We start from the raw sequence: 22,242 nt of genomic DNA, 5'->3' as shown, positions 1-22,242 counted from the left end.
CCTCAGCCCGATACCATAACTCTTTGATCCTGCATCGGCTTTGCCCGAAAACCGCGACCCACTTTTCGGGCCGATGCTCAAGCCCTCGGGACCATGGCGAACTACCATTTCAACTTCGCGATCGTCTGGCGCTATGCCGGCAAGCTGTTCGAGGGGCTCTGGCTCAGCCTCGAACTGGCGGCTGCAAGCATCGCGATCGGCATGGCGATCGGCCTCGTACTGGCGCTGATCAGCCTCGACGGCCCGAAATGGGCGCGCCCGCTGATCGCGGCCTATGTCGAATTCGTCCGCAACGTGCCGCTGCTGCTCTTGGTCTATCTCGTCTTCTACGGCATCCCCAGCGCCATCGACCTGCAATATGACGCGGTGACCTCCTTCGTCGCGACGCTGTCGATCTATTCCGGCGCCTATCTGGTCGAGGTCATGCGCGCGGGGCTGGAGGCCGTGCCGCGCGGGCTGATCGAGGCCGGCAAGGCGATCGGGCTCACGCCCCTGAAGGTGCTCTGGCATGTGCGCCTGCCGACCGCGATGCGCATCGCCCTGCCCTCGCTGTCGAACACCTATGTCTCGCTGTTCAAAGACACCTCGATCGCCTCGGCCATCGCCGTGCCCGAGCTCGCCTATGGCATGCGCTGGATCGAGACGCAGACCTTCCGCACGGTCGAGGTTTATCTGCTGGCGACGCCGATCTACCTGATCACCAGCTATGCCATCCTGCTGCTGCTTCGCTTGGCCGAGCGGCGCTATTCGATCGCGCGGTGACGGCATGGCGACGCTGATCCAGACCCTGCCCTTCCTCGTCGACGGCCTGCTGACGACCCTGCTGGTCTCGGCCTGCGTGATCGTGCTGTCGCTGATCGTCGGGCTGCCGCTCGGCTGCGTGCTCGCCTTCGGGCCGCTCTGGGCGCGCGCGCCGATCCGGCTCTATGCCGATTTCGTGCGCGGCGTGCCGATCCTCGTCCTGCTCTATTTCGTCTATTACGGCCTGCCGGCGATCAAGGTGAACCTGCCAAGCCTGCTCGCCGCGATCGTGGCGCTGACGGCGTTCAAATCGGCGCAGATCATCGAGATCACGCGCGGCTCGTTCCAGTCGATTCCGACGGGCCAGACCGAAGCCGCCAAGGCGATCGGGCTGACGATGTTCGACCGCTTCGCGCATGTGCTGGCGCCGCAGGCCGTGCGCCGTTTCCTGCCGCCCTTCGTCAACAGCGTCGTCGACACCGTGAAGGGCTCCTCGCTGGTTTCGCTGCTGGGGATCGTCGACCTGATGCTGTCGCTGCAACAGGTGATCGGGCGCACCCATGTGGCGCTGCCGCTCTATCTCATCGGCGCGCTGATGTATTTCGCCATCAACTTCCCGCTCTCGGCGCTCAGCCGCCGGCTCGAGAAGCGCTTCGTCTGAAAGGAGGCATCCATGGCCGAGACGGATGCCCGTGCTTCCGCCGCGACCCCGGTGATCGCGATCGAGGGCCTGACCAAGGCCTTCGGCGCCAATCAGGTGCTGAAAGGCGTCGATCTCACCGTCGGCAAGGGCGAGGTCGTCGCGATCATCGGCCCCTCCGGCAGCGGCAAGACCACGCTGCTGCGCTGCATCAACTTCCTGGAGGAGTATGACGGCGGCTCGATCCGGATCGACGGCACCGAGGTCGGCTATCGCGACGGCGCGGGTGGCCGCAAGCGCCGCAGCGACCGCGAGCTCGCCGCGATCCGCGTCGATGCCGCGATGGTGTTCCAGCAGTTCAACCTGTTTCCGCATCTCACCGCCGCGCAGAACATCATGCTGGGCCTGATGAAATCGCGCGGCCGCCCCAAGGCCGAGGCCCGCGCCATCGCCGAGAAATGGCTCGCCCGCGTCGGGCTGGCGGCCAAGGTCGATGCCATGCCCTCGCAGATGTCCGGCGGCCAGCAGCAGCGCGTCGGCATCGCGCGTGCGGTGGCGATGGAGCCGAAGGTGCTGCTGCTCGACGAGATCACCTCCGCGCTCGATCCGGAGCTCGTCGGCGAGGTGCTGGCCGTGGTGCAGGAACTCGCCGCCGAGGGCCGCACCATGATCCTCGTCACCCATGAGATGGCCTTCGCGCAGGAGGTGGCGGACCGCGTCGTCTTCACCGACCAGGGCCGGATCGTCATCGACGCGCCGCCCGCGAAGGTGTTCGGCGAGCAGCCGCATGAGCGGCTGCGCTCCTTCCTGTCGCGCTTCGCCGGCTTCCGCCCCAATCCGGCGTGAGGACACCATGAGCGCCGTCCTGTCCACCCTGCCCGACACCGCGCCCTACCGGCGCCTGGCGGAGCTTGGCCTCATGCTTCCGGCGCTGCCGCGGCCGATCGGCAATTTCGCCACTTATATCCGCGAAGGCGACCTGATCTATCTCTCCGGCCAGGGGCCGACGCATGAGGACGGCCGGCTCCATACCGGCAAGGTCGGCCGCGATGTCGGCATCGCCCAGGCCTATGACCATGCCCGGCTGACCGGCCTCAACCTGCTCGCCGTGCTGCATGGTGCGCTCGGCGACCTCGGCCGCGTCAGGCGCGTCGTCAAGCTGCTCGGCATGGTCAATGCCGAGCCGGATTTCAGCGACCATCCCGCCGTCATCAACGGCTGTTCCGACCTCTTCGTCGCCGTGTTCGGCGAGGCCGGAAAGCATGCCCGTTCGGCTGTCGGCTTCGGCTCGCTGCCCCGCCAGATCACCGTCGAGATCGAGGCGATCGTCGCCGTGTCCTAGAGCATCGAGCCTAACCGGGGCAGAAGCCCCGCCCGCCTTCCAGGAGAAACCGATGACCGCCCCCGATATCCGCCCCTCCCTCGGCCTGCGCCCCGTCATCAACGTCTCGGGTACGATGACCGCGCTCGGCGCCTCGATCGCCGTGCCGGAAGCGATCGCGGCGATGACCGCGATCCTGCCGCAATTCGTCGAGATCGACGATCTCCAGCGCAAGGCCAGCGCGGTGATCGCGCGGCTCTGCGGCAGCGAGGCCGGCTTCGTCACGGCCTCCTGCTCGGCCGGGATCACGCTGGCGATCGCCGGCGCGATGACGGGCGACGATCTCTACGCCGTCGAACAGCTGCCGGATGCCAGCGGCCTCAAGGACGAGGTCGTGGTGATGATGGGGCATATGGTCGGCTATGGCGCGCCGGTCGAACAGGCGATCCGGCTTGCGGGCGCGACGCCGATCGTCGTCGGGCAGGCCACCAGCGCCCGCGCCTATCAGCTCGCCGGCGCGATCTCGGAGCACACGGCGGCGGCGCTCTATGTCGTCTCGCACCATACAGTCCAGTACGGGCTGCTGCCGCTTGAGGAGTTCGCGGCGATCTGCCACGAGCGCGGCGTGCCGGTCATCGTCGATGCGGCCTCCGAATACGATTTGCGCGGCTTCCTCGAGGCCGGCGCCGACATCGTGCTCTATTCCTCGCACAAGTTCCTGGGCGGGCCGACCGGCGGCATCGTCGCCGGGCGCAAGGCGCTGGTTCGCGCCGCCTTCATCCAGAATGGCGGCATCGGCCGCGGCATGAAGATCGGCAAGGAAAGCGTGCTCGGCACGATGGCCGCGCTGGAAGCCTGGGAGAAGCGCGACCATGCCGGCATCAGGGCGCGCGAGCAGCGCGCGCTCGATCTCTGGCTCTCCCGTTTCACCGAGCGGCCCGGCGTGACGGCCGTCATCGAGCCCGACCCGACCAACAATCCGCTCGACCGGATGAAGCTCTCCGTCGATCCCGAGCAGGCGCATATCACCGCCTGGGACCTGGCCGACGCGCTGGCCCGTGGCACGCCGCCGGTCATCGTCAGGGATCACGAGGTCGAGCACGGCCATTTCTTCCTCGATCCCTGCAACCTGCATCCGGATGAGGAAGAGATCGTCGCCGCGCGCATCGTCACCGAACTGGAGACCGCGCGGCGCAGCAACACGATCATCGCAAGCCCGCTGATCGAGCGCCGCAACCGGCGCGCCGCCTCGCTGGCGAAATGGCCGGACTAGAGTATCGGACTGAATTTCGTATTCAGTCCGATACTCTAGCTCTTTGATCTTGCATCGGCTTTGCCCGAAAACCGGATGCCACTTTTCGGGCCGATGCTATAGCGACCGGCGTTGACGAAACTGGCGGCAAAGCGGAGAGGTTCGCGGCCCCGCCGGAAACCCCTGCGGGACACCGCCGTTTGAGTCGATACGCGGCAGGGATGAAAGCCCGGACATGACCAAAGCCACGACGACGGAAGCCAGCGGAGACGAGCCGGAGCGCGCGCCGCAGCGGCGCTCGCGCGTCAGCGGCATCGACCGCGCCGTGCAGATCCTCGACCATCTCCAGCAGGAGGGCCGGGCCCAGACGGCCTATGAGGTCGCCCGTGCGATCGGCGCGCCGCTTTCGACCGTCTACGCCATCGTCGAGGATCTGCTCGACAAGAGCCTGCTGGCGCGCTCCGGCGATGGCGGCGTCTGGCTCGGTCCCCGGCTCTACCATTACGGCCTCGCCTATGCCCGCGACCTCCAGGTCATCAATGTCGCGACACATGAGATGCATGTGCTGGCACGCGAGGTCGGCGAGACCGTGCAGATCTGCGGCCGCGACGGCGGCATGATGGTGGTCGAGGCGATGGCCGAGGGCCCCGGCCATTTCGTCATCACCTCGCGCGTCGGCACGCGCGTACCGCTGAACTGGACCGCCTCAGGCCGGCTGCTGGTCGCCGGGCTGGACGATGCCGAGCGGTCCGCGCTCTTCCGCAGGAGCGCCAAGGCCTCGCCAACCGGGCGCGCCGTCACCGATCCCGCCGCCTTGCTCGCGCAAGCGCGCGACGCGCTCGCGGCCGGCGTGTCGATCCAGGCCGGCGAGTCCGACTATGCGGTTGCCTGCATCGCGGCGCCGGTTCTGGACGAGGCCGGCGCCTGCCCGATCACCGTCTCGATCGTCCTGCCCGAGTTCCGCGTGAACGAGGAGCACGCGAACTTCGTCGAGGCGGTCAAGGCAGCCGCCCGGCGGATCGAGGACAAGCTCGGCTGGCGCGTCGGCCCCTTCGCCAACGGGCGCAGATACGGCTAGACCGCCGCGCCTCCAGCCGAGCGTAAATCGGCCGATCCCCCGGCGTTGATCGGCTGGATTCCGGCGGGATCGGGGAAGCGGTGTTTCCGGCTTCCCCTGTTCGCTCACACGCGGGCGAGCGCGACCTCGGCGCTTGCAGCCATTGCCAGCAGCGGACGATCCGCGCCACGCCTGCCGATCAGCATCATCCCGACCGGGAGGGCGCCCGCCGGGACCGGCAGAGGCAGCGAGAGCGAGGGGGCATCGAGCAGATTGCCGATGCGGGGATTGCGCAGGACGAGGCCGTTGGCATGGTGGAAGCCGGCATCGTCGGCGACGGATGCCAGCAAAGGCGCCCGGATCGGGGTCGTCGGCACGAGGTAGACGGTATCGTCGGTCATCGCCGCCGCGAAAGCCGCGACAGCCGCCGCGCGCCGGCGCTGCATGCGGACATAGTCGACACCGAGGATGCCGGCGCCGGCCTCGATGCGCACGCGGGTCTTGGGGTCGACCTCGTCGAGGCCGTCGACGCCGAGATCGCGCAAGGTCGCGCCGAGCTCGATCGATGGGAAGCCGCCGATCTTGTCGAGCGCGGCCAGGGCATCGAGGCTCGGGTCGAGCGAACCATCCTCAACGCTGAGGCCGGCACGCCGCAGTCGGTCCAGCCCCGCCTCGAACGCCTCGGTGACCTCCGCCTCCATTGCATCGAACAGGCGCCCACGCGCCACCACGAAGCGGGCCTGCGGCCGCGGCGCCAGCGGCGATGGCGCCTGCCCTGCCAGAACGGCATCGGTCAGGGCGCAATCGACGACGGATCGGGCGATCGGGCCGACCGTGTCGAGCGTGCTCGAAAGGGAGAAGGCGCCGGTCGTCGGAACGCGGCCGGAGGTCGGCTTGAAGCCGACCGCACCGGTCAGGGCCGCCGGGATGCGGATCGAGCCGCCGGTGTCGCTGCCGATGGCGATCTCGGCCATGCCGTCGATCACCGAGACGACGGCGCCCGAGGACGAGCCGCCCGGCGCGCGGCTGCGATCATGCGGATTGCCGGCAACCGGATCATGGGCGTTGGTGCCGAGCGCCGAAAAGGCGAATTCGGTCATCTGCGTCTTGCCGACGATGACGGCGCCGGCGGCGCGCAGACGCTGGACGATCGGCGCGTCGGCCGTGGCCGGCGGCTGGCGGCGCAGGACAGCTGCTCCGGCGCGCGTCGTCTCGCCGGCCACGTCGAACAGGTCCTTGATCGAGACGATCCGGCCATCCAGCGGCCCCAGCGGCTTTCCAGCAGCGACCCGGGCGTCCGACGACTCGGCCTCGCGCCGTGCCGAGGCTTCATAGAGCGTGGTGAAGACCTTGCCGCCTTCGAGCTTGGGATCGCGAATCCGGCCGAGAGCCTGGTCGAGGCGCGCAGCGGCGGACGGGCGGAGGCTTTCGGTCATCTGAACACCTTTCTCGAACCATGGTGACGGCTGCATCGGGCAGAGGCCGGCATCGAAGGGAATCGGGGTGAGCGTATCCGCTGCGCGCGCACCGTAAATGGCCACGCGCGACGAGGGGCAATGTCGAAACCGCGGCCGGTCCGCCAGACGGTTGCCGCGATGATGCCGAGGCAGCAGCAGATCGCCGCACCGGGCAGAGCGCCCAGCTTGTTCACATAGCGCCGGCTGGCGACTAGAAAGGACTCGCGACGTCCCGTCCGCAGCAGAACCTCACCGTCAACGCACGCCTTGTCCGCAAGGGCAAGCAACCGTGCCTCCCCCGCATTTCCGAAAGGCTGAATCATGTCCCAGTGGAGCGATTTCAAGCGCGACGCGATCTTCGTCGGCGGGCGCTGGCTGGACAAGGCATCGGGCGGAACGATCGACGTCACCGATCCGGCGACGGGCAAGTCCATTGGCACGGTTCCCTCGGCCGGCGTGGCCGAGACGCGCGCCGCGATCGAGGCCGCGCATGCCGCCTTCCCGGCCTGGGCCGCCAAGACCGCGCAGGAGCGCGCCGTGCTGCTGCGCAAGCTCGCCGACGAAATCCTGAAGCATCAGGACGCGCTGGCCGAGCTCCTGACCCGCGAGCAGGGCAAGCCGCTGGCCGAAGCCAAGGGCGAGGTCGGCATGAGCGCGGCCTATGTGCTCTGGTTCGCCGAGGAGGCACGGCGCGTCTATGGCGACGTCATCCCCTCGCCCTGGGCCGACCGGCGCATCATCGTGACCAAGCAGCCGCTCGGCGTGGTCGGCGCGATCACGCCCTGGAACTTCCCCTCCTCGATGCTGGCCCGCAAGATCGGCCCGGCTCTGGCCGCCGGCTGCACCATCGTCGCCAAGCCGGCCTCGCAGACGCCCTATTCGGCGCTGGCCTGGGGCATCCTCGCCGAGAAGGCCGGCATCCCGGCCGGCGTCGTCAATGTCGTGACGGGTGATGCCCGCACCGTCGGCGGCGAGCTCACCGGCAATCCGCTGGTGCGCAAGATCACCTTCACCGGCTCCACCCCGGTCGGCAAGGTGCTGCTGAAACAGGCGGCCGAGACCGTGAAGAAGGTCTCGATGGAGCTCGGCGGCAACGCGCCCTTCATCGTCTTCGACGACGCCGATCTCGACCGCGCGGTCGAGGGCGCGATCGCCGCAAAATTCCGCAATTCCGGCCAGACCTGCGTCTGCACCAACCGCTTCTACGCGCAGGCCGGAATCTACGACGCCTTCGTCGAAAAGCTGACCGCTGCCGTGAGGAAGCTCAAGCTCGGCTCCGGGCTTGAGACCGGCGTGACGCAAGGCCCGCTGATCGACGACAAGGCGCTCGCCAAGGTCGAGGAGATGGTGGCCGACGCCACGGCCAAGGGCGGCACCGTCGCGACCGGCGGCAAGCGCTCGGAACTGGGTCTCAGCTTCTACGAGCCGACCGTGATCGCGGGTGCGACCGGCACCATGCTGTTCGCGCGCGAGGAGATATTCGGGCCCGTCGCGCCGGTCTTCCGCTTCGAGACCGAGGAGGAGGCCCTGCGCCTCGCCAACGACACCGAATACGGGCTCGCCTGCTATTTCTACACGCGCGATCTCGGCCGCACCTTCCGGGTCTCGGAAGCGCTGCAATACGGCATCGTCGGCGTGAACGAGGGGCTGGTCACGACCGAGGTCGCGCCCTTCGGCGGCGTCAAGGAATCGGGACTGGGTTCGGAAGGCTCGAAATACGGCCTGCAGGACTATCTCGACGTCAAGTACACCTGCATCGGCGGACTTGGCGCCACAGCGCGCTAGCCTTTCCGAAAGGGCGCAGCTTCGACGAGCCGCGCCCTTTTCGCTTCCCGGCTGAAAAACAGCGGCACCGCCGTTTCGATTGCCAAGCCCGGATCAACTTCCTATCCCTGCCCTGCCGGACCTGAAGCCGGCGAGCAGGGCTGGCCCGGTTTCCATGACACGCGACATCGCAGCGCGACGGCATCACGCCATCATGGCGAAGCTCGACGAGACCGGCTCGGTTACTGTCGAGGAGCTGGCGCAGGCGCTCGACGTCTCGCGCGAGACGGTTCGGCGCGATCTCAAGGCCCTCTCGGCCGGCAGCCTGCTCGCGATCGTCCATGGCGGCGCGATCCGCAACGAGCGCTCGGAAGCCTCCTTCGCCAGCCGCCGCACCGTGAACCGCGCCGGCAAGGAGACGATCGCCGATCTCGCGGTCTCGCTGATCGGCGACGGCATGACCATCCTGCTGGATTCCGGCACGACGACCGAGGCGCTGGCGCGCGCCTTGGCACGGTCCGATCGCAAGCGCCTGATCGTGCACACGACCTCGCTGGAGAATGCCCGGCTCGTCAGCCGGTTGGCCGGCGCCCGCGTCTTCCTGATCGGCGGCGAGTTCGATCGCAACGAGGATGCGGCCACCGGCCCGGAGACGCTGCGGGCGATCGCACGGCTCTCGGCGGATTTCGCCTTCGTCAGCGTCGGCGGCGTCGATCCGGAGGGACACGTCACCGACTATACCCGTGCCGGTGCCGCCACTCGCACAGCCCTTTTGAATGCGGCTGAACAAGGCTTCGTGATGGCGGATCACAGCAAGTTCGGGCTCGTCCTGCCCAGCCGCATCGGCGGCGACAAGCCTTGCGCCGGGCTTCTGGTCGATCAGGCCCCGCCCGCCCCGCTCGCCGAGAAACTGGCCGAGCAAGGGGTCCGAATTCAGGTCGGATGAATTGACTGTTTTTGTGGTTTTTTGTTGTTTTCTGATTTCGACGCGCTAAGCTGCCTTCCATCGCGGAGGCGCTCATGTCCATTCCCACCCAATCCCGTGTCGTCATCATCGGCGGCGGTATCATCGGCTGCTCGGTCGCCTATCACCTGACCAAGCTCGGCTGGCGCGACGTATTGCTGCTGGAACAAGGGCGCCTCTCCTCCGGCACGACCTGGCATGCGGCCGGCCTCGTCGGGCAGCTCCGCAGCCAGTCCAGCATGACGCGGCTGATCCGCTATTCGACAGAGCTCTACGCCTCGCTGGAGAGCGAGACCGGCCTGGCGACGGGCTGGAAGCGCTGCGGCTCGGTCTCGGTTGCGCGTACTGAGGAGCGCATGACGCAATTGCGCCGGACGATCTCGGCAGCACGCGCGCAGGGCGTCGAGATCGAGGAACTCAGCCCGCAGGAAGCCGGCGATAAATGGCCGGTGATGCGCACCGACGACCTCGTCGGCGGCGTCTGGCTGCCGGGCGACGGCAAGGCCAATCCCTCCGATATCACGCAGGCGCTGGCCCGCGGCGCCCGCAGCGGCGGCGCAACCGTGCGCGAGGGCATCCGCGTCACCGGCATCGAGACCGAGAAGGGCCGGGTCAAGGCGGTGCAGACCGATCAGGGCCGGGTCGAATGCGAGGTGCTGGTGATCTGCGCCGGGCAATGGTCGCGCACGATCGGCCAGATGTGCGGCGTCTCGGTGCCACTGCATTCGGCCGAGCACATGTACATCGTCACCGGCAAGATCGCCGGCGTGACGCCGGACCTGCCGGTGATGCGCGACCCCGACGGCTATATCTATTTCAAGGAAGAGGTCGGTGGCCTCGTCATGGGTGGCTTCGAGCCGGATGCGAAGCCCTGGGGCATGGACGGCATCCCCCACCCGTTCGAGTTCCAGCTCCTGCCCGACGACTGGGACCAGTTCGGCATCCTGATGGAGAACGCGCTGGAGCGCGTGCCGGCGCTGGAGACAGCCGAGATCAAGACCTTCCTCAACGGCCCCGAGAGCTTCACGCCGGACAACAACTTCCTCCTCGGCGAGGCGCCGGAGGTGGCGGGCGTCTATGTCGGGGCCGGTTTCAACTCGATGGGCATCGCCTCGGCCGGCGGCGCCGGCCGGGCGCTGGCGGAATGGATCGTCGAGGGCGAGGCGACGAGCGATCTCTGGCCGGTCGATATCCGCCGCTTCGCCGATTTCAACAACAACCCGGCCTGGCTGAAGGACCGCATCAAGGAGACGCTCGGCCTGCATTACGCCATGCCCTGGCCGAACCGCGAGCTCGATACCGCCCGCCCCTTCCGGCGCTCGCCGCTCTATGACCGGCTCGCGGCCAAAGGCGCCGTCTTCGGCTCCAAGATGGGCTGGGAGCGCGCGAACTATTTCGCCCGCACCGAGGCGGAGCGCTCGATCGGCTATTCCTTCGGCCCGCAGAACTGGTTCGAGACCGTCGCGGCCGAGCATCGCGCCTGCCGCGAGGCGGCCGGCCTCGTCGACATGTCGAGCTTCGCAAAATTCCTGCTGCAGGGACCGCAGGCCGAGGCCGCCTTGCAGCGCCTCGCAGCCAACGATGTCGCCGTGCCGGTCGGCACCTCCGTCTACACGGCGCTGCTCAATGCCCGAGGTACGTTCGAGAGCGATCTTACCGCCGCCCGGATCGCTCCCGACGCCTATCTCCTGCTCACCGGCACGGCGCAGGCGACGCGCGACGCCCACTGGATCAGGCGCCAGCTCCCGGAAGGCGTGACGCTGACGGACGTGACCGCTTCCTATGCGGTGCTCTCGCTCGCCGGGCCGAAGGTCCCCGAGCTTCTGGCCCGCCTCTCGCCGACATCGTTCGACCTCGCCGACTTCCCGGCCAACGCGATCCGCAAGATCACGATCGGCTATGCCACGACCTGGGCCTGCCGCCGTTCCTATCTCGGTGACGGGTTCGAGCTCTATGCGCCCGTCGAGTTCACGGCTGCGATCTACGACGCGCTGCACGAGGCCGGGGCCGATCTCGGACTGGTGGATGTCGGCTATTACGCCGTGGACTCGCTGCGCATCGAAAAGGGCTTCCGCGCCTGGGGCCGTGAGCTGACTCCGGACGTCAATCCCTACGAGGCCGGGCTCGGCTTCGCCGTGAAGCTCGGCAAGGGCGAGTTCCTCGGCCGCGGGGCGCTCGTTGCCGCCAAGGCCGCGCCGCGCACGAAACGCCTGATCGCTGTTGTCGGGCCGCGCCCGGACGGGCAAATGGCCTGGGGCGGCGAAGCGATCCTCGCGGATGGCAAGCCGGTCGGCGAGATTACCTCGGCGGCCTTCGGCGCGAGCCTCGACGGCATCGTGGCGCTGGGCTGGGCTTCAAGCGACCAAGCGATCGACCAGGCCTGGCTCGATGCACGGAGCTGGTCTATCGACCTCGCCGGCACCACCGTTCCGGTCAGCGCCAGCCTCGCGGCGCCACTCGACCGCAAATAGATCCGGGACGAGAGACGATGACTGAAGCCCATTCCGCGCATGCCCCGGCCCCGGGGCGGGACTTCAAGGTGCAGAAGCCCGACCGCATCCTGACCTTGTCCTGCGAGGACCGGCCGGGCATCGTCCATGCCGTCAGCGGCGTGCTCTACCGCCATGGCTGCAACATCCTGGAGAGCGCGCAGTTCAGCGATCCGCGCGACGGCCGCTTCTTCATGCGCGTCGCCTTCGCGACCGGGGAGCGCTTCGACGAGGCTGCATTCCGGCGCGAGTTCGACGGCGTCGCTGGCACCTTCCGCATGGAATGGGACGCGATCGACGCCGCCGCCCCGGCGCGGGTGCTCCTGATGGTCTCGCGCTTCGGCCATTGCCTGAACGACCTGCTGTTCCGGCAGGCGACAGGCAATCTCAACATCGAGATCCCCGCCATCGTCTCCAATCACCGCGATTTCGAGGCGCTGGCCAAGAGCTACGGCATCCCGTTCCACTACCTGCCAGTCACGCCCGCGACCAAGGCGGAGCAGGAGGCACGGCTGCTCGAGATCGTCGCCGAGACGAACTCCTCGCTGGTCGTGCTCGCGCGCTACATGCAGGTTTTGTCGAACGATCTTTGCCGGGGGCTCGACGGGCGGGCGATCAACATCCACCATTCCTTCCTGCCCAGCTTCAAGGGCGCCAAGCCCTATCACCAGGCCTATGATCGCGGCGTGAAGCTGATCGGCGCGACCGCGCATTACGTCACGCCCGATCTCGACGAAGGCCCGATCATCGACCAGGACGTCGGCCGCGCCGACCATTCGCTGGCGCCGGACGATCTGGTCAGCGCCGGCCGCGATATCGAGGCGGTGGTGCTGGCGCGAGCGCTCAAGCTGCATATCGAGCGCCGGGTGATGCTCGCCGGCCGCCGCACGGTGATCTTCCGCTAGCTCCTTCAGGCGAAGGCGACGTTCCGCGTCTGCGCCCGCAGGCGCGGGTCATGCGAGCGGATCTGGACCGGTCTGCCGTCGAGGATCTCGAAGCAGCGTGCCAGCGTGTCGTCCGAGAGCCGCCGCATCGCCTCGGCGGTGAAGAAGGTCAGGTGCGGGAACAGGATGACGTCATCGCGGCCGAACAGGGGGCTGAGCGGATGCCCGTGCCGGGCGAGCGGCTCCTGGCTGTAGACGTCGAGCCCGACGCCGCCGAGCTTGCCCTCCAGCACCGCCTCGGCCAGCGCCGCCTCGTCGATCAGCGCGCCGCGCGAGACGTTGACGAGGATGGCGTCTCGCTTGAGACAGGCAAGCTCAGCCCGCCCGATAATATGACGGGTCGCGTCGTTCAGGACGCTGTGCAGCGAGACCATGTCGCATTGCCCGAGCATGGCGTGGAGGTTATCGACCTTCTCGATCCCGGCCGCCGCCATCGTCGCGGCATCGACATGCGGATCGTAGCCGAGGACGCGCGCCCGGAACCCCTGCCCCGCCATCCGCGCCATGCTGCGGCCGATCTTGCCGGTACCGACGAGCCCCAGCGTCGCGCCGGCGATGTCGCGGCCTAGCCAGCGCGACGCCGGCCAGATCCAGCCTTCACGGTCCATCGCCCGGCCGATCTCCGGCAAGCGCTTCGTCAGCGCGATCATCAGGGCGAAGGCGCCCTCCGCGACCGTCTCCTCGGCATATTCGGGCACGTTGACGACGGGGATGCCGCGCGCGATGGCGGCGGGAATATCGATCGCGTCGATGCCGACGCCGTACTTGACGATGCCCCTGAGTTTCGGCGCCGCCGCGATCACCCGTGCGGTGACCGGCGTGTAGCACATCAGCAGGAGATCGGCGTCGGCGACCTCTCGCATCAGCGCCTCCTCCGAAATCCCGTCGGGCAGCGTGACGAGCTCGACGCCGCGGGCGCGAAGCCCTGCATCGATCTCCGGGCATTCCAGTTCCCGGTCGGTGCGGACAGCCTTCATCATCGCCCCTCAGCCGGCCAGGATCGCCTGCTCGACGATGCCGAGCGCGCGTTCGAGGTCGGCCCGCGCGATCACCATCGGCGGCGACAGGGTCAGCACATTGCCCTGGCTGATCTTGAAGCTCAGACCCGCTTCAAGGCAGCGGTAATAGACACGCTCGGCCAGGGCATTGTCAGGCGTCCAGGCATCGCGATCCGATACGAGTTCGACGCCGAAGAGCAGGCCGCGCCCGCGCACATCGCCGACGGCCGGGCAGCTCGCGCCGAAATGGCGCAGGCGCTCCATCGCATAGGCGCCGAGTTCGGCGGCGCGCTCGGTCAGCCCCTCCTCGCGGATTATGTTGATCGTGGTCAGTGCCGCGCGGGTGGTGACCGGGTTCTTCTCATGGGTGTAGTGGCCGATCGCATAGCCGCCGGCGACATCGAGATCGCGTCGCGCCATGACCGCGGCGATCGGCAGGATGCCGCCGCCCAGCGCCTTGCCGAGCACGACCATGTCGGGCTGCACCTCGTCATGTTCATGGGCGAAGAAGCGCCCGGTCTTGCCGAGCCCGGTCGGGATCTCGTCGAAGATCAAGAGCGTGCCGTGACGGTCGCAAGCCTCGCGCACGCTCTTCCAGAAGCCGGGCGCCGGCGGATAAGGCGTCGCCCGCATCGGCTCGGCGACGACCGCGGCGACATCCCCTTCCCGCGCCAGCACATAGGAGATCATGCGGGCGCAGGCGCGCGCCGAATCCTCCAGATTGTCATGGCCATAGGCGCAGTTGCGGGTGCCCCAGGGCGCGACATGCTCGGCGCCCGGCAAGAGCGGCCCGGCGATCCCGGAGCGGAATGTCGCCTCGCCACCGACGCTGGAGGCGCCGAAGCCGGCGCCATGGAAGGCGTCCCAGAAAGACAGCGTCTTGAACCGGCCGGTCGCGGCGCGGGCGAGCCGGAGCGCAACCTCGATCGCGTCGGAGCCGCCAGTGGTGAAGAGCACCTTGCCGAGATCGCCCGGCGCCATCTGCGCCAGAGTTTCGGCCAATTCGACGGCCGGCTCGCAGGTGAAGCGGCGCGGCGCGAAGCAGAGATCGTCGAGTTGCGCCTTGATCGCCTCCTTCAGACGCGGATGGCCATAGCCGATATGGTGGACGCTGTTGCCATGGAAATCCATGTAGCGGCGCCCCATCGTGTCCTCGATCCAGATGCCCTCCGCTTTGGCAATGGCGGTGAGGCACGGGCTCGACAGGCTCTGGTGCAGGAAGGTGGCGGAATCGCGTGCGAGCAGTTCGCGCGTTCCCGCGTCGCCGATGCCGGCGGACCAGTCGCTGCGCGCCGCGGAGGTGTTGGATTCGCCTTCGGTGTGGACGATGGCAGCGGTTTCGACGTGCATGGCAGGGCCTCGGTTCGCGCCGGTGGAGCGCTGTCGAGGCTCAGAATGCCCTCGCTTCATCGATCTGAAAAATCGCTATTTCATATCCAAGTATAAATTTCAGCGATATCATTCCACATCGACTTTCCCGAGGCTTTTCCTGCCATGCGTCACGTCCAGCTCCGGGCTTTCCATCAGGTCGCGCTGTCCGGCGGCTTCTCGAAAGCGGCAGCCGCGCTCAACCTCACCCAGCCGGCGATCTCGGATCAGGTCCGCAAACTGGAGGAGGAATACGACGTCGCGCTGTTCAGCCGCCGCCATCGCCAGATCGTCCTGACACCGGCCGGCCAGAGGCTGCTCGTGGTCACGCATCGCCTGTTCGGGGCCGAGGGCGAGGCGCTTGAGCTTCTGCAGGAGGAGCGCTCGCTGCGGACCGGCGCGCTCAGGATCGTCGCGGATTCCGTGCATCATGTGCTCGATGTGCTGACCGCCTTCCGCGAGCGCCATCCCAGCATCCAGGTCTCGATCGCACAGGGCAATACCGGCAGCATCGTCGAGACGCTCATCGGCTACGATGCCGAGATCGGCGTGCTCGGCGAACTCGCCGACGAGCGGCCCTTCGAAGTGCTGCCGCTCAACGTCTCGCCGATCATCGCCTTCGCCGCGAAGGGCCATCCGGCCGCGGCGCTGCCGACGCTTTCATTGCAGGACCTGGCGAACTGGCCGCTGGTCATGCGCGAACGCGGCTCGCGCACGCGCCAGTTGCTGGAACAGCGGGCCGCGGAACAGGGCGTCGCGCTCGCTTATGCGGTCGAGGCGGAAGGACGCGAGGCGGTGCGCGCCATCGTGGCGGCCGGCGGCGGGATCGGCTTCGTCTCGGCGGCAGAGTTCGGGGAGGACGATCCGCGTCTCACCCGCATACCGCTCGCCGGGCCGCCGCTCCTGATGCACGAGAAGCTGATCTGCCTGCATGAGCGCCGCAACAGCAAGGCCATCCACGCCTTCTTCACGCTGGCGCGGTCCCTGCGCGGATGAGCGGCGCTAGGGCAACGCCCTTCCCGTCCGCAGAGCGTGCGCCCAATCCGTTCGCCCGCTCTCCTCGGCGCGCCGGGCCGAGCGCTCCCAGTCGTAGACGGCGAGGTGATGCTCGATCGTGATCTCCGCGCCGAGCGAGACGATGGCGAAGCGGGCATGGGGCATGCCGCTCTCGGAGACATGGGCGGGCTTGGTATCGCGATAGGCCGGATTGCCGACGCTGCCGGGATTGACGACGATTGCGCCCGAGTTCAATCGGGCGGCACGCGTCTGATGGCTGTGCCCGCAGAGCATCAACGGCGCCGACCGGCCGGCGAGACGCTGCTCGATCGTCGGGATCGGCGACGGCACCAGATAGCCGTTCTGGACCTCCTCCATCAGATAGGCCGAGTCGTTGCCGGGGCAGGCATGGAAGCAGAGCGCGCCTTCCACGGTGATCTCGACCGGCAGGCCGGCGAGCCAGGCGCGAGCCTCGGGATCGAGCGCCTGCCAGGCGTAGCTGTCCGAGGTGCCGAGTTCGTCGGGCGAGGCCGCGCCCATCGCCCGGTCGTGATTGCCCCGGACATGGCTCATCTTGCGGGAGCGCAGCAGCGCGACCGTCTCGACCGGCCAGAGCGGGCTCGAGGCGCAATCGCCGAGATTGACGATGCGATCCGGCGCCAGCGCATCGAGCTTCGCCAGCACGGCTTCGAGCGCCGGCAGGTTGCCATGGATATCGGCGATCACGCCCAGGCGCATACCGACGTCCTAACGCTGGCGCCATTGCTGCAGGCGGCCGAAGACCAGATTGTCGAGGCCGACATGGGCAAGCTTCACGGCGATGGCGGTCGCCATGATGACGCTCGCCATGCCGGCAGCCGAGGCCATGGCGCCCGCCTCGTCCATATGGACGATCGCGATCGAGGCGAGCTTGGTGTCGGCCCCATAGAGGAAGATCACGGCCGAGACCGTCGTCAGGGCGTTGACGAAGACATAGACCGCGATGTCGAGGATCGCCGGCAGGCAGATCGGCGCGGTCACGCGGCGGAAGGTCGACCAGAACGGCACCTTGAGCGAGGCGGAGACCGACTCGAACTCGCCGTCGAGCTGCTTCAGGCTGGTCAGCGCCGTGATGTGCCCGACCGTGTAGAAATGCGCGACGGTGTTGATCACCAGGATCGCCAGCGTCCCGTAGAGGAAGCCGAGCGGGTTCCAGCCGGCATTGTAGAAGAAGACATAACCGAGGCCGAGCACGAGGCCAGGCACCGCCATCGGCAGCATCGCCAGGAACTGGGCGAAGGCGCGCAGGCGCGGAAAGAGCTTCACCTTCTCGATCAGGTAGGCGCCGGTGAAGATCAGCGCCGTGCCGATCACCGCCGTGAGCGAAGCCAGCAGCAGCGAGTTGCGATACGGACCCCAGCCGTCGGGCTCGACCGTCGAGAAGTCGTAATTGCCCAGAGTCAGCGACAGGTTGTAGGGCCAATATTTGACGAAGGAGCCCCAGAAGGCGATCGCATAGGGGCCGACGATGGCGAGCGCGACCAGGCTGACGAAGCCGAGCAGCGCGAGGTCGCGGCGCCGGTCCGGCTTGGGGACATAAGGCACGGCGCGGGCCGAGAGCATGGCGCTCTGGCGTCGCTGCACCACACGGTCGACGAAGAAGGCGAGAACCGCCGGGACCAGCAGGATGATGCCGACGACGGCGCCCATCGGGAAGTTCTGCTGGCCGACGACCTGCCGGTAGGCGTCGGTCGCCAGCACGCTGAACTGCCCGCCGATCACCTTGGGAATGCCGAAATCGGTGATGACCAGCGTGAAGACGACGAAGGTGGCGCTGATCACGCCATAGCGTGCGCCCGGCAGGGTGATCGTGTGGAAGATGCGCCAGCGCGTGGTGCCCATCGCGTCCGCCGCCTCGCGCAGACGGCCGTCGGATAACGCCAGCGCCGTAACGAGGATCAGCATCGCATGCGGGAAGCAGTAGAGCACCTCGGCCGCGATGATGCCGACGGGGCCGTAGAGCGAGGCGCCCATCATCCAGGATTTCAGGATGCCCTGATTGCCGAACAGGTAGATCAGCGCCAGGCCCGACAGCAGCGAAGGCGCGAAGACCGGGACCATCGCCGCGGCGTAGAAAGCGCCCTTGGCCGGAATGCAGCTACGGCGCAAGGCATAGGCGTAGAGGAATGCGAGCGGCACCACGATCGCGGTCGTCACGCCGGCGACCAGCAGGCTGTTCAGCAGCGAATAGAACAGCGACGGCGTCGTCGCGTAGCTGACGAAATTGGCGAGCCCGACGAACTTCCCGTCCGTGTCCTCCAGGCTCTTGGAGAGCAGCGCCCAGAGCGGCAGCGCGATGATCAGCACGAGCACCGCGCAGAGCGCCAGGATCAGCGCTCCGGCGACATGACGCTCGCTGACTCGCAAAGGCGAGATTTTCACGGCTGGTTCGGTCATCGTCAGGGGCTGTGCGAGATCGCTCATCGTCCCTCCCCGGCAAAGACGTGCAGGGCCTCGGGCGGAAAGGCGATGGTGCGCACCTGCCCCGGCGCGATCCCGAGATCGCGCATCGCGTTGGACGAGAAATCGGCGGCGATCCGGGTCGCGCGCGAGCCGGTCGGTTCAAGATGCGCCCGGCAATAGGAGCCGAGGAAGGCAAGGTCCCCGATCGTCGCCTCGAAGCGGTTCGGCGTGTCATCGCCGATGCTGCGGGTGCGGACCTCTTCGGGGCGCATCGCCAGCCTGACCGGCGTACCGACGGCGAAGGGCGCGGCATTGGCGACGACGAGGTCGAGCTCGTCGACGCGGACCTTGCCAGGACCGGTCACGATCGCGTCCATGAAGGTCATGTGCCCGACGAAATCGGCGACGAAGGGCGTCGCTGGGCGACGGTAGATCTCCTCGGGCGAGCCGACCTGCTCGACCGCGCCGTCCCGCATCACGACGATGCGGTCGGCCATGGCGAGCGCCTCCTCCTGGTCATGCGTCACCATGATCGTGGTCACGCCCAGCCGCTGCTGCAGCGAGCGCATCTCGCCACGCAAGCGCTCACGGACCTTGGCATCGAGGGCGGAGAGCGGCTCGTCGAGCAGCAGCAATTCCGGCGAGGTGGCGAGTGCGCGGGCCAGCGCCACGCGCTGCTGCTGGCCGCCTGAAAGCTGAACGGGATATTTTCGGCCCTGCTCTGGCAGGCCGACCAGTGTCAGGAGCTCGGTAACGCGCCTGGTGATCTCGTCGCGGGTGCGGCGGCGGTTGACCAGCCCGTAGCCGACATTGTCTCCGACAGTGAGATTGGGAAAGAGCGCATAGGACTGGAAGACGATGCCGAAATCGCGCTCGGACGGGCTGGCATGCGAGACATCGCGCCCGCCCATAAGGATGGTGCCGCTATCCTGCTGATCGAGGCCCGCGACCGCCCGCAGCAATGTGGTCTTGCCGCAGCCGGAAGGGCCGAGGAAGCAGACGAACTCGCCGCGATGGATGTCGAGGTCGATGTCGTGCAGCGCCCGGAACGCGCCGAAATTCTTGGCGAGATTGCGGATGGAAAGAAACGGGGTCGCATTCGTGGACATCGGACCGGCCTTCATCTGAACGGGCAGAGATCCGCCCCGCGGGCAATGGCGGGGCTTCTCTAGACGTCTTGCACAGACCATGCCGCCGGCCGCCCACGCGGCCGGCGGCATGGCAAAGGCTCAGTTCTTCGGCGCCGCCTTGGACTCGTAGCGCTTCGACCATTCGGCGAGCACGCGGTCGCGGTTGTCGGCCATCCAGCCGAGATCGTTCTTGATCATGCCGGCTTCGGCATTGGCAGGATAGTTCGCCGGCTTCGTCCCGACACCGGACGCAGCGACGATCGCATAGGTCTTCGAATAGAGCTCGTTGGCGCCTTTCGTCGTCGACCAGTCGGCGATCTTCTTGGCCAGCGCGAGGTTCTTCGAGCCCTTGACGATGGCACTGGCCTCCATCTCCCAGCCCACGCCCTCCTTCGGGATCACGACCTCGATCGGCGCGCCCTTGCTCTTCTCGGAGGCGCCGCGCATGTCGAGCGCCAGACCGATGGTGCGCTCGCCGCGTGCCGCCTGGACGCAAGGCGCGGAGCCGGAATGCAGGTAGGCGCCGATATTCTCGTGCAGCCCGTCCATGAACTTCCAGCCCTCGGCCTCGCCCATGCTCTGCAGCCAGCCGGCGACCATCAGGTAGCCGGTGCCCGACGAAGCCGGGTGCGGCATCACGATCTTGCCCTTGAAGGCCGGGTTGAGCAGGTCCTTCCAGGAACTCGGGACCGGCACGCCCTTGGCCTCGGCGGTATTATAGCAGACGACGCCGAGATAGGCGTCCATGCCGGTCCAGGTATAGGGCTCCTTGGCGTCGCGGAAGACGGGTTTCAGCGCATCAGCCCCGGCGGGCTTGTAGGTTTCGAGCAGGCCGGCCTTCTCGAACATCAGCAGGCTCGATGCGGCGAGCCCCATCACCATGTCGGCGCGGGGATTGTCCTTCTCGGCCAGGAATCGGGCGGTGATGACGCCGGTGGAGTCACGGACCCAGACGACCTCCGCCTCGGGCACGGCCTTCTCGATCGAGGCCTTGAACGGCGCGAGCTGATCGTTCTCAAGGGCCGTGTAGACGGTCACCTTGGTCTTCTGTGCGTGAGCCATGCCGGGAAGCGCGAGCGCGATAGCCCCGATGACGCAGGAAGCAAGCCAGTTCTTCATATTCTCATCCCCTCGTTATGGTCAGTCTGAACGCTCTTTGGACGTTTTCTTCCCCTGACAGACGAAAACGCAGGCGGATCGCTCCGCCTGCGCTGGCTTTTCTTGTTTCACGCGGTCCAGGGCATCGACCACGTCTTGACGTTGGTGAAGGATTTCATGGCCTCGACGACACCCTCCTTGTAGCCGAGGCCGGAATCCTTGATGCCGCCGAAGGGGGACATCTCGATCCGGTAGCCCGGGACTTCCCAGAGGTTCACGGTACCGACCTCCAGCTCCGCGACGAAGCGCTGGATGTAATCGTAGCGGTTCGTGCAGATGCCGGAAGAGAGACCATAGGCGGTGGAGTTCGAGATCCGGATCACCTCGGCGATGTCGTCGGGCACGCGGATGATCGGGATGACCGGGCCGAAGGTCTCCTCATGCACCAGCTCGCAGGTATAGGGGATCCTGTCGACCACGGTCGGGTGGAACAGCGCGCCTTCCGCCCGCTTGCCGTGGAGCACCTCGGCGCCCTTGCTCACGGCATCGTCGACGCGGGCCTGGAAGAGCGAAGCCGAGCGGGCATTGATGACGCAGCCGACATCGGTTTCCGGGTCCATCGGATCGCCGCATTTCAACTTCCTGGCCTTCTCGACGACGAGCCTGGAGAAGGCGTCGGCGACGCTCTCGACCACCAGGATGCGCTTCACCGCCGTGCAGCGCTGGCCGGAGTTCTTGGTCGCGCCGGTGACGGCGAGCTCGGCTGCCTTGTCGAGATCGGCATCCTCCATGACGATCAGCGGGTCGTTGCCGCCGAGCTCGAGCACGATGCGCTTGTAGCCGGCCTTGTCGGCGATGTGCTTGCCGACGCGGACCGAGCCGGTGAAGGTCACCAGATCCGCGTCCGTGTCGGTGATCATCGCATCGCCCATGGTCGAGGGATTGCCGGTGACGACGGAGAGCATCTCGGGCGGCAAGCCCGCCTCGTAGAGCACGTCGGCCAGCGCCAGCGCGGTCAGCGGGGTCAGCTCGGTCGGCTTGAGCACGAGGCGGTTATTGGTCGCGATCGCCGGGGCCAGCTTGTGGCTGACCATGTTGAGCGGGTGGTTGAACGGGGTGATCGCCGAGATCACGCCGAGCAGCGGCTGGCGCGTCGTGAAGATCTTGCGCGCCTTGCCGTTCGGCGAGATGTCGCAGGAGAACATCTCGCCATCGTCCTTGATGGTGAGCTGCGCCGCGAAGGACCAGACGTCGTAGGCGCGGCTGGCCTCATAGAGTGAGTCCTTCCAGCACAGACCGGCTTCCGCGGTGATCAGCTTCGCGAACAGCTCCTTGCGGTCGCGCAGCAATTCGGCGGTCTTCTGCAGGATCTGCTGGCGCTCGTAGCGCGAGAGCGTCGGCTTGAACGCCTTGGCCTTGGCGAAGGCCTCGCGGACATGCTCGGGCCGGGCGGCCGGGATCAGGCCGACGACGCTATCGTCATAGGGGTTCCTGACCTCGACCATGTCGTCGGTCGTGACCAGCTTTCCGGCGATGCGCATCGCCTCGCGCCGCACCGGCGGCTTCACCGTCGCGTTCATC

19 protein-coding genes are annotated in these 22,242 nt (G+C 67.5%); 11 read left to right on the top strand and 8 right to left on the bottom strand.

The genetic code is table 11. The features are described from left to right. Positions 1-93: 93 nt before the first annotated feature. The 6 genes from ACWIEX_RS09210 to ACWIEX_RS09185 all read left to right on the top strand — a co-directional run bounded on the left by ACWIEX_RS09210 (position 94) and on the right by ACWIEX_RS09185 (position 5,032). Positions 94-762, top strand: a complete 669-nt coding sequence (locus tag ACWIEX_RS09210; RefSeq protein ID WP_454032755.1) for an amino acid ABC transporter permease — start codon at positions 94-96, stop codon at positions 760-762. Positions 763-766: 4 nt separating this feature from the next. Further along, positions 767-1,402, top strand: a complete 636-nt coding sequence (locus tag ACWIEX_RS09205; protein ID WP_454032754.1) for an amino acid ABC transporter permease — start codon at positions 767-769, stop codon at positions 1,400-1,402. A gap of 12 nt (positions 1,403-1,414) precedes the next feature. After that, on the top strand, positions 1,415-2,227 hold the full coding sequence (locus tag ACWIEX_RS09200) for an amino acid ABC transporter ATP-binding protein (RefSeq protein WP_454032753.1): 813 nt from the start codon (positions 1,415-1,417) through the stop codon (positions 2,225-2,227). 7 nt (positions 2,228-2,234) lie between these two features. Continuing rightward, positions 2,235-2,723, top strand: a complete 489-nt coding sequence (locus ACWIEX_RS09195; protein ID WP_454032752.1) for a RidA family protein — start codon at positions 2,235-2,237, stop codon at positions 2,721-2,723. A gap of 52 nt (positions 2,724-2,775) precedes the next feature. After that, complete coding sequence (locus ACWIEX_RS09190; RefSeq protein WP_454032751.1) at positions 2,776-3,975, top strand: aminotransferase class V-fold PLP-dependent enzyme; 1,200 nt, start codon at positions 2,776-2,778, stop codon at positions 3,973-3,975. Between the two features lie 214 nt (positions 3,976-4,189). Next, on the top strand, positions 4,190-5,032 hold the full coding sequence (locus ACWIEX_RS09185; RefSeq protein ID WP_454032750.1) for an IclR family transcriptional regulator: 843 nt from the start codon (positions 4,190-4,192) through the stop codon (positions 5,030-5,032). A 104-nt stretch (positions 5,033-5,136) separates the two neighbouring features. On the opposite strand, the gene ACWIEX_RS09180 is transcribed toward ACWIEX_RS09185, so the two are convergent. After that, a complete protein-coding gene (locus tag ACWIEX_RS09180; protein WP_454032749.1) occupies positions 5,137-6,447 on the bottom strand; it encodes an amidase family protein in 1,311 nt (436 codons plus the stop codon). Positions 6,448-6,789: 342 nt separating this feature from the next. On the opposite strand from ACWIEX_RS09180, the gene ACWIEX_RS09175 reads away from it, so the two are divergent. From ACWIEX_RS09175 to purU, 4 genes are all read left to right on the top strand, one after another. After that, positions 6,790-8,253, top strand: a complete 1,464-nt coding sequence (locus tag ACWIEX_RS09175; protein WP_454032748.1) for an NAD-dependent succinate-semialdehyde dehydrogenase — start codon at positions 6,790-6,792, stop codon at positions 8,251-8,253. A 154-nt stretch (positions 8,254-8,407) separates the two neighbouring features. Then, the gene (locus ACWIEX_RS09170) at positions 8,408-9,178 is read left to right on the top strand and encodes a DeoR/GlpR family DNA-binding transcription regulator (RefSeq protein ID WP_454032747.1); all 771 of its coding nucleotides are present in this window, start codon (positions 8,408-8,410) and stop codon (positions 9,176-9,178) included. A gap of 74 nt (positions 9,179-9,252) precedes the next feature. After that, the gene (locus ACWIEX_RS09165) at positions 9,253-11,667 is read left to right on the top strand and encodes a GcvT family protein (RefSeq protein ID WP_454032746.1); all 2,415 of its coding nucleotides are present in this window, start codon (positions 9,253-9,255) and stop codon (positions 11,665-11,667) included. Positions 11,668-11,684: 17 nt separating this feature from the next. Beyond that, a complete protein-coding gene (gene purU, locus ACWIEX_RS09160) occupies positions 11,685-12,590 on the top strand; it encodes a formyltetrahydrofolate deformylase (protein ID WP_454032745.1) in 906 nt (301 codons plus the stop codon). Positions 12,591-12,595: 5 nt separating this feature from the next. Here purU and ACWIEX_RS09155 read toward each other — a convergent pair whose 3' ends face one another. Next, a complete protein-coding gene (locus tag ACWIEX_RS09155; protein ID WP_454032744.1) occupies positions 12,596-13,609 on the bottom strand; it encodes an NAD(P)-dependent oxidoreductase in 1,014 nt (337 codons plus the stop codon). Positions 13,610-13,615: 6 nt separating this feature from the next. Continuing rightward, entirely contained in the window at positions 13,616-14,977 is a 1,362-nt protein-coding gene (gene pbfA / locus ACWIEX_RS09150) for a (R)-1-hydroxy-2-aminoethylphosphonate ammonia-lyase (protein ID WP_454032743.1), read from the bottom strand. Positions 14,978-15,121: 144 nt separating this feature from the next. On the opposite strand from pbfA, the gene ACWIEX_RS09145 reads away from it, so the two are divergent. Continuing rightward, entirely contained in the window at positions 15,122-15,991 is an 870-nt protein-coding gene (locus ACWIEX_RS09145) for a LysR substrate-binding domain-containing protein (protein WP_454032742.1), read from the top strand. Positions 15,992-15,997: 6 nt separating this feature from the next. On the opposite strand, the gene ACWIEX_RS09140 is transcribed toward ACWIEX_RS09145, so the two are convergent. From ACWIEX_RS09140 to phnY, 5 genes are all read right to left on the bottom strand, one after another. Further along, entirely contained in the window at positions 15,998-16,729 is a 732-nt protein-coding gene (locus ACWIEX_RS09140) for a metallophosphoesterase family protein (protein WP_454032741.1), read from the bottom strand. 9 nt (positions 16,730-16,738) lie between these two features. After that, positions 16,739-18,454, bottom strand: a complete 1,716-nt coding sequence (locus ACWIEX_RS09135) for a putative 2-aminoethylphosphonate ABC transporter permease subunit (protein ID WP_454032740.1) — start codon at positions 18,452-18,454, stop codon at positions 16,739-16,741. Continuing rightward, positions 18,451-19,542, bottom strand: a complete 1,092-nt coding sequence (locus ACWIEX_RS09130; RefSeq protein WP_454032739.1) for a putative 2-aminoethylphosphonate ABC transporter ATP-binding protein — start codon at positions 19,540-19,542, stop codon at positions 18,451-18,453. The genes ACWIEX_RS09135 and ACWIEX_RS09130 overlap by 4 nt, the downstream gene beginning before the upstream one ends. A 120-nt stretch (positions 19,543-19,662) precedes the next feature. Next, complete coding sequence (locus ACWIEX_RS09125) at positions 19,663-20,682, bottom strand: putative 2-aminoethylphosphonate ABC transporter substrate-binding protein (RefSeq protein WP_454032738.1); 1,020 nt, start codon at positions 20,680-20,682, stop codon at positions 19,663-19,665. A gap of 107 nt (positions 20,683-20,789) precedes the next feature. Then, positions 20,790-22,241: a phosphonoacetaldehyde dehydrogenase gene (gene phnY, locus ACWIEX_RS09120; protein ID WP_454032737.1), complete on the bottom strand. Its 1,452-nt coding sequence runs from the start codon at positions 22,239-22,241 to the stop codon at positions 20,790-20,792. Between the last annotated feature and the right edge of the window lies 1 nt (position 22,242).

The sequence above is a fragment of the Allobosea sp. NPDC055353 genome, from assembly GCF_053644975.1.
Note: the sequence above shows the minus strand (reverse complement) of the source record. Positions and strands in the feature narration are given on the sequence as shown.